General features: G+C 50.8%; 16 protein-coding genes. 14 read left to right on the top strand and 2 right to left on the bottom strand.

Annotation, left to right across the window (positions count from 1 at the left end):
- Positions 1 to 364: 364 nt before the first annotated feature.
- Positions 365 to 991, bottom strand: coding sequence for a GyrI-like domain-containing protein (locus tag BM200_RS28245; protein ID WP_091190543.1), 627 nt, complete (start codon positions 989 to 991; stop codon positions 365 to 367).
- A 20-nt stretch (positions 992 to 1,011) separates the two neighbouring features.
- Positions 1,012 to 2,157 carry a glycerate kinase gene (locus BM200_RS28250; RefSeq protein ID WP_091190544.1) on the bottom strand — a complete coding sequence of 382 codons (1,146 nt, stop codon included), beginning with the start codon at positions 2,155 to 2,157 and terminating at the stop codon, positions 1,012 to 1,014.
- 165 nt (positions 2,158 to 2,322) lie between these two features.
- Between BM200_RS28250 and yabN the strand changes: the two genes are divergently transcribed.
- From yabN to hpt, 14 genes are all read left to right on the top strand, one after another.
- Positions 2,323 to 3,801 carry a bifunctional methyltransferase/pyrophosphohydrolase YabN gene (gene yabN / locus BM200_RS28255; protein WP_091190547.1) on the top strand — a complete coding sequence of 493 codons (1,479 nt, stop codon included), beginning with the start codon at positions 2,323 to 2,325 and terminating at the stop codon, positions 3,799 to 3,801.
- 196 nt (positions 3,802 to 3,997) lie between these two features.
- A complete protein-coding gene (locus BM200_RS28260; protein ID WP_091190548.1) occupies positions 3,998 to 4,270 on the top strand; it encodes an HU family DNA-binding protein in 273 nt (90 codons plus the stop codon).
- Between the two features lie 3 nt (positions 4,271 to 4,273).
- The gene (locus BM200_RS28265) at positions 4,274 to 4,552 is read left to right on the top strand and encodes an RNA-binding S4 domain-containing protein (RefSeq protein ID WP_091190550.1); all 279 of its coding nucleotides are present in this window, start codon (positions 4,274 to 4,276) and stop codon (positions 4,550 to 4,552) included.
- A 62-nt stretch (positions 4,553 to 4,614) separates the two neighbouring features.
- On the top strand, positions 4,615 to 5,358 hold the full coding sequence (locus BM200_RS28270; protein ID WP_091190551.1) for a hypothetical protein: 744 nt from the start codon (positions 4,615 to 4,617) through the stop codon (positions 5,356 to 5,358).
- 167 nt (positions 5,359 to 5,525) lie between these two features.
- Complete coding sequence (locus BM200_RS28275; protein WP_091190554.1) at positions 5,526 to 6,308, top strand: DUF817 domain-containing protein; 783 nt, start codon at positions 5,526 to 5,528, stop codon at positions 6,306 to 6,308.
- Positions 6,309 to 6,426: 118 nt separating this feature from the next.
- Positions 6,427 to 6,711 (top strand): sporulation protein YabP, encoded by a 285-nt coding sequence (yabP, locus tag BM200_RS28280; RefSeq protein ID WP_091190555.1) that lies wholly within the window; start codon positions 6,427 to 6,429, stop codon positions 6,709 to 6,711.
- Entirely contained in the window at positions 6,708 to 7,313 is a 606-nt protein-coding gene (yabQ, locus tag BM200_RS28285; protein WP_091190558.1) for a spore cortex biosynthesis protein YabQ, read from the top strand. The genes yabP and yabQ overlap by 4 nt, the downstream gene beginning before the upstream one ends.
- 87 nt (positions 7,314 to 7,400) lie before the next feature.
- Positions 7,401 to 7,712 (top strand): FtsB family cell division protein, encoded by a 312-nt coding sequence (locus tag BM200_RS28290; protein ID WP_175533069.1) that lies wholly within the window; start codon positions 7,401 to 7,403, stop codon positions 7,710 to 7,712.
- 97 nt (positions 7,713 to 7,809) lie between these two features.
- Positions 7,810 to 8,307, top strand: coding sequence for a S1 domain-containing RNA-binding protein (locus BM200_RS28295; protein ID WP_091190562.1), 498 nt, complete (start codon positions 7,810 to 7,812; stop codon positions 8,305 to 8,307).
- Between the two features lie 924 nt (positions 8,308 to 9,231).
- Positions 9,232 to 11,724 (top strand): stage II sporulation protein E, encoded by a 2,493-nt coding sequence (spoIIE, locus tag BM200_RS28300; protein WP_091190564.1) that lies wholly within the window; start codon positions 9,232 to 9,234, stop codon positions 11,722 to 11,724.
- A 226-nt stretch (positions 11,725 to 11,950) separates the two neighbouring features.
- Positions 11,951 to 12,679, top strand: a complete 729-nt coding sequence (locus tag BM200_RS28305) for a vWA domain-containing protein (protein ID WP_091190566.1) — start codon at positions 11,951 to 11,953, stop codon at positions 12,677 to 12,679.
- Positions 12,663 to 13,580, top strand: coding sequence for a serine/threonine protein kinase (locus BM200_RS28310; protein ID WP_091190568.1), 918 nt, complete (start codon positions 12,663 to 12,665; stop codon positions 13,578 to 13,580). Before BM200_RS28305 ends, BM200_RS28310 begins: the two co-directional genes overlap by 17 nt.
- Before the next feature lie 58 nt (positions 13,581 to 13,638).
- Entirely contained in the window at positions 13,639 to 15,066 is a 1,428-nt protein-coding gene (gene tilS / locus BM200_RS28315) for a tRNA lysidine(34) synthetase TilS (protein ID WP_091190570.1), read from the top strand.
- Between the two features lie 54 nt (positions 15,067 to 15,120).
- Positions 15,121 to 15,660 (top strand): hypoxanthine phosphoribosyltransferase, encoded by a 540-nt coding sequence (gene hpt, locus BM200_RS28320; RefSeq protein WP_091190571.1) that lies wholly within the window; start codon positions 15,121 to 15,123, stop codon positions 15,658 to 15,660.
- Positions 15,661 to 15,664 lie beyond the last annotated feature (4 nt).

The raw sequence follows: 15,664 nt of genomic DNA on the forward strand, positions 1-15,664 counted from the left end.
CGGGTGCAGGAACTGTACTTCCTTCCGGCTGCTGTTGCCTGTACTTTGCCTGAACAATTTATCGGTGGTTGCAAAGTACAGGCAAAGGCAGGCGCTGCGCTCCTCCAGTAAGTACAGTTCCTTTACCCTATCTATCGATCGCATCGGCGATCAAAAAAATCGCCCTAAGCCGGCGATTTTGTAACCGAAGTTAGGCTGCCCATTCATCTGGGCAGCCTTTTTTGTTTGAGGCCCGGGGACAATGGGCCGTTCTTACAACAGCTCGGCTGCCCGGTTCTATAGACAGCCTATTGCGGTTTATATAGCAATTGATTGAGGGAACCGAAATCGCAATGCGTCCATCAGTACTACACCGTACTGAAAATCAAATGGCGTCCTCCACCTTAAACCGGAGGACGGTTTTCAGCTTTTCAGGCTTTGTTTTTCTTGCGTCTGAAATATAAATTTCCTTATGTAACTTGGAGATTCGTTTGAGATGATGCTCGTCGCAGTATTGCTCCATCTTCGCAAAGCTTTCCGGCTCATCGTCGTACGGACCATGATGCATCATTTGAACGCATAGCCCTTCTTCCAGCTGTCCGAACGTTACTTTGCCGAGGAGCGGGTGCGGTTTTTTCTTGCTTACGGTCTCGATTACTTCTAATGCGAGTGCCTCTGTCACAAAATCAGGCTGCCTAATCATAATGGTATAAATGAGTTTATCTTTATCGAGGACTGCAGCGTGCCTCGCTTCCTCTTCTAAATCCCATATACCCTCCAATGGAAAAACGGAGTAGTCGAAATAACCCTCCGGCGTTATTCCTTTCTTGGGCATCATCTTAACGGTGTAAGACAAGGAATATAAGACGCCAATAGCCTCTTCAAAATCCGCCTGATTAGGGTTTCCCTTTCCGCTTAACATGAAATAGTTGACAGCAGGGACATCGATAACGGAAGGGACATTTTTCGGCAGATAGAGCTGCTTGTCATTCTTCTTCCATTCGTATTTCATCTGAAACACCTCCAGATCGTTTATTCACTGCCTCTGCGTCCCGCGAGGAAGGTGCGGATTACTTGCTCCGCTGTTCGTTCTAGCAGGATAGGGGCACGCTCTATCGCTTCCTGAAGCGTCATTGGCGAATTCACGATACTATGCACGCTATGAATGCCCTCCGCATACAAGGAATCTATTCCTTCGCCAACCGAACCGGCTATCGCAATCACCGGAACACCGTGCTGCTTGGCCAGTTGGGCGACGCCCATCGGCGCTTTGCCGGATGCCGTCTGATGGTCGATTCGTCCTTCACCGGTAATGACTAGGTCAGCTCCGGCAAGATGCTCGCCAAATCGGGCGTATTCAAGGACAATATCTATGCCGCGGCGTATGGAAGCGGGGAAGAAGGCCAGATAAGCACCGCATAGGCCTCCCGCCGCTCCGGCCCCTGGGCGGTCGTGGAGCCGAATCCCTGTCTTTGCTTCGATAAGATCCGCCCAAACGGTCATACCCTGCTCAAGCTGCTCCACCATTTCAGGCGAGGCGCCTTTTTGCGGGCTGAAAATCCGGGAAGCGCCATCCTCTCCGATTAACGGATTTTGCACATCTGTAGCAATGACGAAAGAGGATTCGGCAATCCGCGGATCCCATGAGCTATCGTCAATCGCAGCAATGCCGGTCAGATTTCCGCCGCCGGGCGAAATGGTCCCGCCAGCCTGATCAAGCAGCCGCATGCCAAGCGCCTGCAGCATGCCGGCTCCGCCGTCATTGGTTGCGCTGCCGCCAACGGTGAGCAGAAACCGCCGGCATCCTGAGTCAAGCGCATGACGGATAAGCTCGCCTGTCCCGTAGGTTGTGGTTAAGGCGGGATTACGCTGCTCCTCCGTCAGCAGGCAAAGGCCGGATGCCTCGGCCATTTCGATGACGGCCACTGATCCACGCTCCAATAGTCCGTAAGAAGCGCTCACGTGCGCTCCCAGCGGGCCGCTTACGCTAATGGTCACGCGCTGTCCGCCGGCAGCGGCGAGCAGACTGTCAAGTGTTCCTTCGCCGCCATCGGCGATTGGCAGTTTGACCATATCGGCATCCCGCACGCATCGCCAGATGCCTTGTGCAATGGCTGCAGCAGCAGCAGCGGCGGACAAGCTGCCTTTGAAGGAATCGGGTGCTATGACGAATTTCATGAACAGCCATCCTCTCTTGTTATAAACTTCTTATGCTCATTATACCGAAACGAGAGAGTGCAGGTCATAGGCCTGGAGCGCCGCCCGGCGGTTATTATTAATCTGCATGCAAGAAATGGTATACTACGTGTAAAATGTTCATTTGGCAAGGAGGGCTTTACGAATATGGCACAATCGATTACGGTAGTTGGCCTGGGATCCGGCGATCCCGATCAGTTAACGCTTGGCGTGTGGCGGCGGCTGCAGGGGGCTGAAGCGATTTATGTCCGCACGGAGCAGCATCCGGTCATGTCGCTGCTGCGGGAGCACCAGCTGGCTTACACGTCCTTTGACAGCGTGTATGAGCAGCACGATACCTTTCCGGAGGTTTATGATACAATAGCGAGTACGCTTGTCCGCAAGGCGCAGGAAGCATCTGCGCCAGTCCTGTATGCGGTGCCGGGGCATCCGATGGTAGCGGAGCGCACGGTGCAGCTGCTGCGCGAGCGCTGCTCATCAGCTGGTATTATACTGGAGATTATCGGCGGCGAAAGCTTCCTTGATCAGGCTTTTATCCGTCTTGGCATTGATCCGATTGAAGGCTTTGCGCTGCTTGATGCTGCGGAGCTGAAGGCTGCTCATGTACAGCCGCGCGTACATACGATTATTGGTCAGGTCTATGATGCTTATACCGCTTCTGACGTGAAGCTGGCGCTTATGGAGCGTTATCCGGATGACTATGAGGTTGTCGTTGGCCATGCACTGGGTGTTACGGGTGAGGAGCAGATTGTGAAGGTTCCGCTCTACGAGCTGGACCGGACACCGGGTTTTGGCAACCTGTCGCTTATTTGGGTGCCGCGTACGGAAGATGATGCTGTCCTTAACCGCACCTTCGACCGGCTGCACGAGATCGTTGGCATTCTCCGCAGCCCTGAAGGCTGTCCTTGGGACCGCGAACAGACGCATCAATCCATCCGTAAGAACTTTATCGAAGAGCTGTATGAGGCGCTTGAAGCGATCGACAACGATGATCCCGATCATATGCGCGAGGAGTTTGGCGATGTGATTTTGCAGGTCATGCTGCATAGCCAGATGGAAGAGGAGACAGGGGCATTCTCTGTTTATGATGTGATCGGGAGCCTGAACGAGAAGCTGATCTTCCGCCATCCGCATGTATTTGGCGACCGGAGTGCCGGTGATGCGGCAGAGGCGCTTGGCAACTGGGAGCAGATGAAGGCCGAGGAGAAGAAGCGCACAGGCGAAGCCGACGCACGCAAGTCGCAGCTGGACGGCATTCCGAAGGATCTGCCCGCGCTGATGAAGGCCTACCAGCTGCAGAAGAAAGCAGCCAAGGTTGGCTTCGACTGGGACGAGCTTGGACCGGTACTGAGCAAGATTGAAGAAGAGCTTCGTGAATTGCGCGAGGCGATAGATTCGAAAGATTCTAAGGAGCAGGCAGGAGAGCTGGGAGACTTGCTGTTTGCGGTTGTGAACGCTTCTCGCTTTATCCATGCGGATCCTGAAGAGGCGCTCTCTCGGACAAATGCAAAATTTAAGAGCCGATTCTCTTATATTGAGGAGCAGCTTCGTATAAACGGCAAAACTTTTGACCAGACTGATTTAACAGAAATGGATCGTTGGTGGGAAGAAGCGAAGCGACAATAGGAGCGCGAATTCGCCATTAATCGCAACATTTCTGCATCTTTCGGTAAATTTTTTCTCATGCAGCAGGATTTTTTCGAAGACAAGCAGAATAAGTATCATCGAGTTTGTGTTTATGCTTAAAATTACCAAACAGACGGAGCGTTAAACTACGCTGACCGAACAAAACAAGCGAATTGAATTTAGGAGGATATTAATAATGAACAAAACAGATCTGATCAACAACATTGCAACAAAAAGCGGTTTGACTAAACGTGACGTAGAAGCTGTACTTAACGGCTTCCTCGGCGAAGTTACTGACGCGCTTGCTACTGGAGATAAAGTACAACTGATCGGCTTCGGTACTTTCGAAACTCGTAAACGTTCCGGCCGCGTTGGCCGCAACCCGCAAACGGGTAAAGAAATCTCCATCCCGGAATCCAAAGTTCCTGCATTCAAAGCAGGCAACAAACTGAAAGACGCTATCAAGTAATAAATGCGTCTCGATAAATTCCTCAAAGTGTCCCGGTTGATCAAGCGCCGTACGGTAGCAAAGGATGTGTCCGAGCAAGGACGCGTCTGGATCAACGGCCGTGAAGCGAAAGCAAGCAGTACGGTTAAACCAGGGGATGAGCTTGCGATCCAATACGGTCAGAAGACCGTAACCGTTCGTATCGAACGGATTGCGGAGACGACCCGTAAGGATGAAGCCGGTGAGCTTTACACTTTGATCAAGGAAGAACAGCGCCCGCGCGAGGATGACCTCGGCTGGTAACCACCAAGAGCTGTCACGATTCATGTGGCAGCTCTTTTCTATGCTCAGGAGGAGTAGCACCCGTGATCCCTACGATGACGAATTTGCCCGAGATTAACCCCTCCAACGGCGGAGGCGTGTTAAGGCTGACTTTTACCTTATTTATTAAAAATGCCGGGGTGTTGCTCTTCATAACGGCGATCACCGCTGTGCCGGTTGAATTGATAGCCAACTACAGCTTTATTTATGACTCTGATTCCTGGGGATATTCGATCCGGGAAATCATTATTTCATTTATCTTTCTAACCCTCTTAACTCCCGTCGTTATTCATTATCTGATCGAGCGGCTTCGAGGCAGCAAAGGCAGCGTGGCCGAGGCTTACCGCTGGGGTCTGCGCAAATGGGCCAGGATGATCATGTATGATTTTCTCAAAAGCATCATACTAACGGCAGGCTTCCTTCTGTTCATCATTCCTGGCTTTTTCATGTACGTACGGCTTTTACTGCTGCCAGCTGTAGTCTCTATCGAGAATACCTCGGTGACCAATCCGCTGGAGAGCAGCCGCAACATGGCAAAGGGGCAATTCTGGGCTTTTATCGGATATGGGATTGTCATCAACGGCATTACCTATCTTGCTGGCCGGGTCACGGGCAAACTATTTGACGGAGTAGGCTTCATTAACGGGATCTCGGTTACGCTCTGTAATCTATTTATAGACTGGATCTCTTTGCTAGGGGTCATTCTGCCTCTTGTCCTGTATTTGAAAATTAGAACGGAACAAAATAGGGCCGCCCAGGCGGCTGAAGAAGCAGCAGTAACTTTATAGCTGGTTAAAGCTAAAGAGCACTTCTCTCTATGAGAAGTGCTCTTTTCTATTTCTAACAACAAATATATCACTGATATCATTAATTATTTATTGTAAAACGATAAACATTATGATACCTTAAGCACATCAAAATCCCGCTGGTCATTATAGAAAGGGGGAGCATGCGTATGGTATCAAAGGGAGTATGGCTATACCGCTTCAGGCAGCTCTTTATTTTTGGCTATCAGCAGGCGATGTCCTGCATCTTCCCGGTTATTATCTTCGCTTCGCTCGCATTGACGAAGGTTGTATCGATTCCGTACTTTCACCGCTATGATCTGCTGCTGCTGATCTGCCTGATTGCCCAGATTGGCATGGTGGCGTTCAAGCTGGAGACGATCGACGAATTGAAAGTTATCTGTATGTTCCATATCATCGGACTTATGCTTGAGTTATATAAAGTTCATATGGGGTCCTGGTCTTATCCGGGCGAGGGCTGGTCGAAGCTGTCCGGTGTACCGCTATACAGCGGATTTATGTACGCCAGCGTTGCGAGTTATATTTGTCAGGCATGGAGGCGGCTGTCTATTTCCGTATATGGATGGCCGCGGCAGCGATATGCGGTTATCGTCTGCACGGCCATCTATTTGAACTTTTTTACCCATCACTATTTCTGGGATTTGCGTTGGGTGCTGACGATTCTGCTTGTTATTGTCTTTTACCGCACTTCATTCACATACAAGGTCGGCGGCAAGGAGTATCGTATGCATGTCGTGCTGTCTTTCCTTCTCATCGGCTTCTTTATATGGCTGGCAGAAAATATTTCGACGTTTATGGGGGCATGGGCGTATCCGGACCAAGAACATTCCTGGCGGCTTGTCCATCTGGGCAAGATCAGCTCCTGGTTCCTGCTTGTCGTCATCAGCGTCATTATCGTAGCGCAGCTCAAGCGCGTGAAGAGCGCCAGATAATTCCGGCTCTCTAGCGAAAATATGAAAGAGTAGATTTGCCGCGGCCGGCTGTTCTAAAGTTCGTCCCACTCCCATAAGCTAGTCTCAAGCTATGCTTTCGAAGTGGAGGGACGGGTCAATGGTTGAACAAAGCAAAGGGCAGAAGCGGCAGGAAGTCAAAATGCTAAACCGCAAGCTGCTCGAAATTACCGGCGTATTAAATGTGGAAAGTTTCGACAGCGAAGAGTTTCTGCTCGATACCGAACTTGGCTTCCTGATGATAAAAGGGCAAAACCTGCATATTAAGCATCTCAACCTCGAGCAGAACCTGGTTGCGATTGAGGGGCTTGTCCATTCGCTCGCCTATTTGGACGGCAATGCCTCTACCAAGACAAAAGGCTTATTCGGGAAGCTGTTTAAGTGACCTCCTTAAACCTACAGTTCTTCACAATGGGGATGATGCTGCTATCGGGCATTGGGCTGGGCGTGATCTTCGACGGCTATCGGGTTGTGTCGAATGAATTGCGCTTTCCGCGGTGGTCGCTGCCGGTACTCGATATGGTGTACTGGCTGGCCGCATCGCTCCTTGTGTTCCGGGTGCTGTACGCCAGCAACTACGGCGAGGTGCGGGCGTATGTTTTTCTCGGCTTGCTTATTGGCGTGCTAAGCTATTATTGGCTGCTGAGCAAGCCGGTTATCGGTATTGTGAAATGGCTCATTGATGCGGTACGAGCCCTTATCCAGTTCACGCTCCGGACGTTTGATCTTCTAATCGTGAAGCCGGTTCTTCTGCTGTACCGGTTAATCCGCGTCCTAATCGGATTTGGGACTGCACTCACTATATTCCTGTTAAAAATTGTGCTACAATTGGTTCGACCATTCTGGCTTTTGCTGCGATTCCTGCTGGGACCGCTCATTCGTCCGCTGTGGCGATGGCTTGAACCGCGTCTCTCCAGCCTGCAGCTCAAAGAAAGATGGGACAAGATCCGTTCGGGCGTGATTAAATTATGGAAACGCCTTTTTTAACGCAGCCTATGCTTTCAAGGCATGAATCATCGCAATGGCCTCAAAATGGTTATTTGGGTGATCATTCATTTTAGGAGGTTTACCGTTATGACGACTGCCACAGCCAATCAATCGACAGGGAACTCCGGCTCCAAACGCCGCTTGCGCATATGGGCCATGTTCATCACTCTTTTTTTGTGCTGGGCGGCCTATACCTTTATCGGACAGATTAAGGATGCCCGAGTCACAAAGGTGCAATTAACGGAGATCAAGAAGCAGGTAGATGATTCCAGCCTGCAGTCCAAACAGCTTCAGCAGCAGATTGATCGGCTTAACGATCCGGAATATATCAGACAACTAGCAACGAAGGAGCAAGGAATGGTAACACCTGGTGAACAGCAGATCCAGGTCATTAAATAGACGCCATAACGGGTGAACGTCTGTTGACCTTACTTTGACGATTAAGTTATAATCACGATAGTAACGCTATTTAGCTTAGGGAGGAACATTTTATTTTATGGCAATTGAAGTAGGGGCCAAGTTAGAAGGCAAAGTGACAGGCATAACGCATTTCGGAGCATTCGTCGATTTGTCCGGGGGTGTCACAGGGCTCGTTCACATCTCGGAAATTGCCGATAACTACGTCAAAGACGTGAAGGATCACCTGAAAATTGACGATGTAGTTAAAGTCAAAGTGATTAACGTTGATAAAGACGGTAAGATCGGACTTTCCATTAAACAGGCAGTTGACCGGCCGGAAGGCCAAGCACCGCCACAACGTGAGCCACGCCCAAGTGGAGGCGGTGGTGGAGGTTTTAACCGTGGAGGCGGCGGCGGTGGTCAAGATCGCGGTGGACGTCCATTCAACAAGCAGTCGGCTGGCAGACCGTCTTACAACAAACCGTCATTCGAGGATAAAATGTCTCGCTTCCTGAAAGATAGCGAAGAACGGATTTCCTCCCTCAAGAAAAATACCGAAGGCAAACGCGGCGGCCGCGGTGCCAAACGGGTCTAAGCTGGATTTTATACAATCATATGAGGGCAGAACCTAAACGGTTCTGCCTTTTTTACCACAAAAGACCTTATAAATTCCGAAAAGCGGAATTTACAAAGGTCTTTTTGGCGATAAAACCTACCCCTGAACGCGGTCGCTCATCATCGTATGGCTTCGATAAGGGTTTTCTCACCTCTTTTTTTCGATAAAACCTACCGCTAAACGCGGTCGCTCATCCTCGAATAGCTTCGATAAGGGTTTTCTCACCTCTTTTGGCGATAAAACCTACCGCTAAACGCGGTCGCTCATCACCGAATGGCTACGATAAAGGTTTTCTCACCGCAAGATCCTCCTGAACCGCATGAAAACCTACCGCTAAAGACAGAGTCATTCTTCCCCAAACGCTTCGACAAGGGTTTTCCCGCCGCTTAAGTTTATAAAAAAGCATGGACGGGTAATATACATCATCCTGCACGTCTGTACGACTGACAAACTTCCTCAATAAGCAGGGTCACGCTGTCTCCAAACGACTGGCGGATAGGGTTTTCCTGCGATTTCAGGGTTCTACTTTCTCAAAAAGACTCCGGTTAGAAGTTTTTTATGCTGCCTCTATGCACTTTTTCTAAAAAATATACCTCTTTCCCAAAAAAGTTTTTGTTTATTTCCCCGATACTCCTTGTAATCCCGACAGCAGAAAACAAAAATGTCGCAGGCTGCGGAAGGCGCGGCGCGACGGTTTTTGTTGAAGCGGCAGATGTGCCATTAGTCTCGTGTTAGGTATAAAACCAATAACAATGCGGCTTTGAAAGCGTTGACAATTTATGGTTTGAGCTTTTGGCTTTTGTCGGAAAAAACTTTTGTACACCCACGGTAAACTGACAAACTTTTATACGGACATGCTCCTATAATGGGAAACACAATAAACCGGAATGGGTGGTGTTGGTTATGAAGAAGGAGAATGTCATTATGTTTCCTGCAGGAGAGCAACAGATGGGGTGGAGTCGTTCCATTATTGATAAGGGGCGCGGGTGGTTATCCTCAAGAAGGCTTATCCAGTTAGTACTGGCTAAAAAATGGACCATTATGCTGGTAGGGCTAGGCTTTTTGCTCGGACGGGCGGTCATCCTGGAGTCCTTGATGCCCTTTGCTGCTGCTTACTTCGCCGTTGTTTACTTTCTTCGAAAAGACGCGTTCGCCTGGACAGCTGTCTCTCTTGTGGCCGGGAGCTGGTTCGCGGTTACACCCGCACCCTTATGGATCGGGATGGAGCTGGCCGTTCTATTCCTCTTATTTAAAGGCCTGGAGGCGTACGAAAAAGCAGAGCTTGGGACTGCACCCTTACTCGTCTTTATCTCCACCTTACTTGTGCAGCTATTTGGACTCTTCATAGGAGATACGATGAGCTGGTATGGATTTATGATGGTGGTGGTAGAGGCGGCGCTTAGCTTCGTTCTTACGCTGGTCTTTATTCAGGCCATACCGGTTCTAACCATGTCAAAGAAGACCGCCTCACTCAAGAACGAGGAGATTATATGCCTCATGATTCTGCTTGCCTCCGTCTTGACCGGGGCGGTAGGCTGGCAAATTTACGGTCTTTCCGTTGAACATATTATGTCGCGGTTCCTGCTGCTGTTGTTTGCACTGGCGGGAGGTGCTCCGCTTGGAGCCTGTGTAGGAGTAGTAGCCGGGCTTATTCTGAGTCTCGCCGACTTTAATTCGGTTGTGCAGATGAGTCTGCTCGCTTTCGCAGGGCTGCTCGCCGGCCTTCTGAGGGAAGGCGGCAAAGCGGCAGTTGCTTTCGGCATGCTGCTTGGTACTTCGATCCTTGCCGTCTATGTCGGCAGCGGATCGGATGTCATGACATCCACCTGGGAGTCCGTGGCAGCGGCCGTCCTGCTTATGCTTACCCCAAAAGTTATGATTCGAACCATTGCCCGCTATGTTCCGGGTACAAACGAACACGCCAAGTCGCAGCATGAGTACGCCAAGCGTGTACGCGATGTGACTGCAGAGCGGGTATCCCAATATTCGGAGGTGTTCCGCCAGCTCTCGAAGAGCTTTGGTCACTTGAATAGCACAGTTACGACAGTGAAGCGGGAGGAGGAGCTTAATCATTTTATGCAGTCTGTATCCGCACGGAGCTGCGCAGACTGCCACCGGAATCGGGCTTGCTGGGAGGGCAAGTACTACCAAACCTATCAAATGATGAAGGATATGATCTCGGCTGTGGAGGAGGACCGCATACCATCGCATAATATGCCGCGCACATGGGCTTCCCACTGCACGAAGCCGGCACAGGTGCTTGGCATTATCGAGCAGGAGTACGAGCTTTATAAGAATGATATGCACTGGAAAAAACAAATATTCGACTCCCGCCAGCTTGTGGCGGATCAATTATCGGGCGTATCGCAGGTGATGGAGGATCTGGCTCGAGAGATTAAGAGGGAGGGACAAACGCTTCACCTGCAGGAAGAACAAATCCGCGAAGCATTGGAGGGACTAGGCTTATCCATACAGGAGATCGAGGTTATCAATCTGGAGGAGGGGAATGTGGAGATTGAGCTGTACCATCACTTCGCCAGAGGCTACGATGAATGCCGCAAAATTATAGCTCCGCTCTTGTCGGATATACTGGGCGAGCATGTGGCCGTCAAATCGGAGAGGCCGCCTGAGAAGAACGGCGAGCCGACACTCGTTGTGTTTGGCTCGGCCAAGGAGTTTGAAGTGGAGACGGGCATTGCGGGCGCTGCCAAGGGCGGCGATCTGCTGTCGGGAGACAGCTTCAGCATGCTCGAGCTTGGCAACGGCAAGTTTGCCGTAGCAATTAGCGACGGCATGGGCAACGGGGAGCGTGCGCGGCAGGAGAGCAGCGCGGCCCTGTCGATTCTGCAGCAGCTGCTGCAATCCGGGATGGATGAGAAGCTGGCGATCAAATCAGTTAATTCGATTTTGCTGCTGAGGTCGCCCGATGAGGTGTTCGCAACAATTGATCTGGCGATGATTGATTTATATACAGCCAAAACAACCTTCATGAAGATTGGCTCAACGCCAAGCTTTATTAAGAGAGGAAACGAGGTCATTCCGGTTTCGGCGAATAATTTGCCGGTCGGCATTTTGCAGGATATCGATTTCGACTTGATTTCGATGCCGCTGGAGCCGGGCGATACGATTGTCATGATGAGTGACGGAATATATGATGCGCCGGGTCATGCGGTCAATAAGGAGATGTGGATGAAGAGGATCATTCAGGAGCTAAAGACGGACGACCCGCAGGAGATAGCCGATGCCTTACTGGAGACCGTTGTAAGGTATCATGAGGGTGATATTCTCGATGACATGACCGTGCTTGTCGCACGGATTGATAAACATTTGCCGGAATGGGCGTCATTCCGCTGGCCAGGGCTTAACCGGCTGGAGCGGCCCCGGACGGTTAGCTGAAGGAGGCATAGGACAAATGGGCGGATGCAGGCTCTTCGACTAAAGCGCGTCAGGTTGCGCTTTAGACAAGAGCCTTTTGGCTTTGCAACAAATTTATTTGTTATATGAACGGGAGCAGCTGCATAATTTCTCGGGAAATAGGGTAATCTAGCGGTTTATCCCTCGCTTCAAACGGCAAAACTGATAGAGAGGTTATGCTTGTTTGAATAGGAGGCTGTGAAGAATAATGAAGCAAATATTGCTGGTAACAGATGGCTGCTCCAATGTCGGGATGAGTCCGGTTGTAGCGGCAGCACATGCTAAAGCCGAAGGGATTGCCCTCAATGTCGTGGGCATCCTGGATTATGGTGATGTAGGAGAGCTCGGTGCATCCGAGATTGAAGAAATTGCCCGTGCCGGTGGAGGCCTTAGCAGGCTTGTGAATATGCGGCAGCTGTCGCAGACGGTTCAAATGATGACGCGGAAAACAGCGGTCCAAACGATACAGCTGGCTGTACAGAAGGAACTGAAGCAGGTGCTCGGCAACGGCTCGATCGAAGCGCTCCCTCCAGAGAAGCGGAGTGAGGTCGTCCGTGTTATTGACGAGCTCGGGGAAACCTCCAAGCTGCAGGTTGCGCTGCTCATTGATGCGAGTGCCAGCATGAAGCCGAAGCTTCGCGCAGTAGAGGAAGCGATACACGACCTGATGCTGAGCCTGCAGGCACGCCAAGGGCATAGCGAAATTGCGGTGTTCCATTTTCCAAGCAGCAAGTATGGAGAGGACTGTAAGCTGGATTTGGATTGGACCGATAATTTGAAAGGTATTTCTTCTATATTTTCGAAATTTCCCATGAGCGGAACAACGCCTACAGGTCCTGCGATTATGCAGGTCATTGATTTTTACCGGCAGGGGGATTATGGTAAGAAGGGTAGAGACGATGAAACGGATGGGATGATGAGTGACTACGTCGTTTAAGTTAAGTCTCCGCCGCGGTGCTATTATAACGGGCAAATGGAAGCACTCCCGTTATCGTGTCGAGCGGCTGCTTGGAGAGGGAGCGAACGGCAAAGTATATCTCGTTCATGCCGACCGCGGCTGGTGCGCGCTTAAGGTAGGAATGGATGCGATTGATTTGCAGTCAGAGATTAACGTTCTGCAGGCGCTTGAGAAGCAGGACCGGAAGCAGACTTACCTCTATGAAGTGGACGATCTGTTTGGACCTGACGGCAAAGAGTATCCCTTCTATATTATGAGATACGTGCGCGGAGTAACGATTTCTGATTTTTTGGCCAAGAACGGGCCGGAGTGGTTTCCGCTTATCGGGCTTAACCTGCTTGGCAAGCTTGCCGAGCTTCACCGTAAGGGCTGGGTATTTGGCGATCTCAAGATTGATAATGTGCTGGTAGCCGACTACGGGTATGTGGAGCTTGTTGATTATGGCGGTGTTACGGCAATGGGCAAGGGCATTCGTCAGTTTACCGAGATTTATGACCGAGGCTTCTGGAATGCAGGCTCGCGTTCAGCGGACGCCAGATATGATCTGTTCTCCTTTGCGCTGCTGTGCATCATGCTTCATGAGCCAAAGAAGCTTCAAGCGCTGACGGGAGGACTGCCGCAGACGCGTTCGGTCGAAGAGCTGGAACGTTTGATTAGTGAGTGCAAGGGGCTGTCTCCCGTAGCGGGATGGTTGAAGCAGGCTATGGCCGGACGGTTTTACGATGCTTCAGAAGGCGTAGAAGCCTGGCGCAGGCTGCTGCACCGGAAGGATACGAGAGTAAAAAGCTCAAAGACACCCGGATGGTTAAAGGGACTTGCGGCTGTATCAGCGGTTGTGCTGGGCATCTCGGTTTACTGGCTGCTTCGCAGTGGTATATAAGAGGTATATAGAAGAAACAGGAAACTAAAATGAAGGGAACGGGGAGATACATACGCATATGGAAACGGGGGACCATAAGCTGCTGACTGAAATGATGAAGTGCGCGGCGACTGAACAGCTATGGTCGAAGGGCGACCGGATCGTGGCCGCTGTATCGGGCGGTCCCGATTCGATGGCTCTGCTTCATTTGCTCTGCATGGCGGCACGGCAGGATCAGCTTACGATTATTGCCGCCCATGTGAATCATGGCTTCCGCAAGGAGGCATCGCGGCAGGAGGCGGAGGTTGTCCGCCAATATGCGGCGCAGCTGGGTATATCCTTTGAGATGATTGAGCTGGATATGCCCGCATACATAGAAGAAACAGGAATGAACGCCCAGTCTGCTGCACGCGAGAAGCGTTACGCTTTTCTGCATGAGACAGCAGCAAAATATGGCGCATCTGCCATTGCGCTTGCTCATCACGCTGATGACCAGGCGGAGACGGTGCTCATGCGTGTCATCCGCGGCGCAGGTCTTACCGGCCTTGCAGGCATGGCTGCCAAACGGCAAGAAAAAAACGTGGAACTTATACGGCCATTACTTCGTATGAACAAGTCAGACATTGTGCGTTATTGCTCCGGGCAGGATATTCCTTATTGCCTCGACAGCAGCAACAATGAGCGATATTATTTCCGAAACGTCGTTCGGCTTGATGTTATTCCTTATCTTTCACAATTTAACCCTCAGCTTACCCACTCGCTTCGTCGGATCGCCGATGTGGCGGGGGCAGAGGATGACTGGATGGAGCATGAAGGGCAACGGCTGTTTGCAACGCTTGTGACATCAGCCCCGGATGAATGCAAGGTAGACGCCGGCATGCTGAACGGCCTTCATGTCGCTTTACAAAGAAGATTGATTAAACTAATATTAAATTATCTTTCGAAGGATGCAGAAATTGCCTCCTTTGACGCAATTGAGAAGATGCGGCTTGCGGCAGCTCCTGTAGCCCCGAGTACCTGGCGCTATGATGCGGGCTCGGGCGTTCGGTGCATCCGTGAGTATAGCAGCATGCGGTGGGTGCGAGTGCTGAACGCATCGGAATCGCTTGAAGAAGGCTACGCGTATTCCATATCACGCAATTCCGGAGCGGTGGATTTAACGGCCGGCGGACGAACGCTGTATATGGAATGGCAGAAGCGGGGCGAAGCGGTGATGCCGGCAGGAAGGAACGAAGTTTGCTTTGACGCAGACAAACTCGTTTTTCCGCTTAAGGTACGTAATCGGCTGCCCGGCGACCGAATTCAAGTTTTAGGATTAAACGGCTCCAAAAAAGTGCAAGATATGTTCGTTGACGAAAAGATCGCGCCGTCCGAGCGTGAGCGCTATCCGCTGCTTGTTGATGCGGAGGACCGCCTGCTCTGGGTTCCGGGCATCCGACGTTCGAGCCATGCGCTAACCGGTCATGAGACAACGGACTTCCTGTTCATTCGCATGGAGAACGAATAAGAAGCACTGCTGTATTCATAATTATAAAGTGAAAGATATGGGAGGATTTACATTTTGTTGAACGATATTAAAGAGGTTCTCTATGATGAAGGACAAATCAGAGCGAAGGTGAAAGAGCTCGGGGAGACGCTTAGCCGCGACTTCGACGGGCGCAATCCGCTCGTTATTTGCGTCCTTAAAGGTGCATTTATATTCATGTCTGACCTGGTCAAAGAGATGCCGATTAAACTTGAGATCGACTTTATGGCGGTATCGAGCTACGGTGCTTCGACCAAATCGTCGGGCGTGGTCAAGATTATTAAAGATCTTGATGCTTCTGTAGAAGGGCGTGACGTCCTGATCGTCGAAGATATTATCGACAGCGGTCTGACGCTGAGCTATCTGATCGATGTGCTGGAGCGCCGCAATGCCAAGTCGGTAACGGTTGCTACGCTGTTCGATAAGCCTGCGCGCCGTTCGGTTGATCTGGAAGCGGACTACACCGGCTTCTCGCTGCCGGATGAGTTTGTTGTCGGCTACGGCCTTGATTACGCAGAGAAATACCGCAACCTTCCGTTCATCGGCATTCTGAAGCCGGAAGTTTACGAGAAATAGTATT

It is taken from the genome of Paenibacillus catalpae, from assembly GCF_900112695.1.
GTDB classification, from domain to species: Bacteria; Bacillota; Bacilli; order Paenibacillales; family Paenibacillaceae; genus Pristimantibacillus; species Pristimantibacillus catalpae.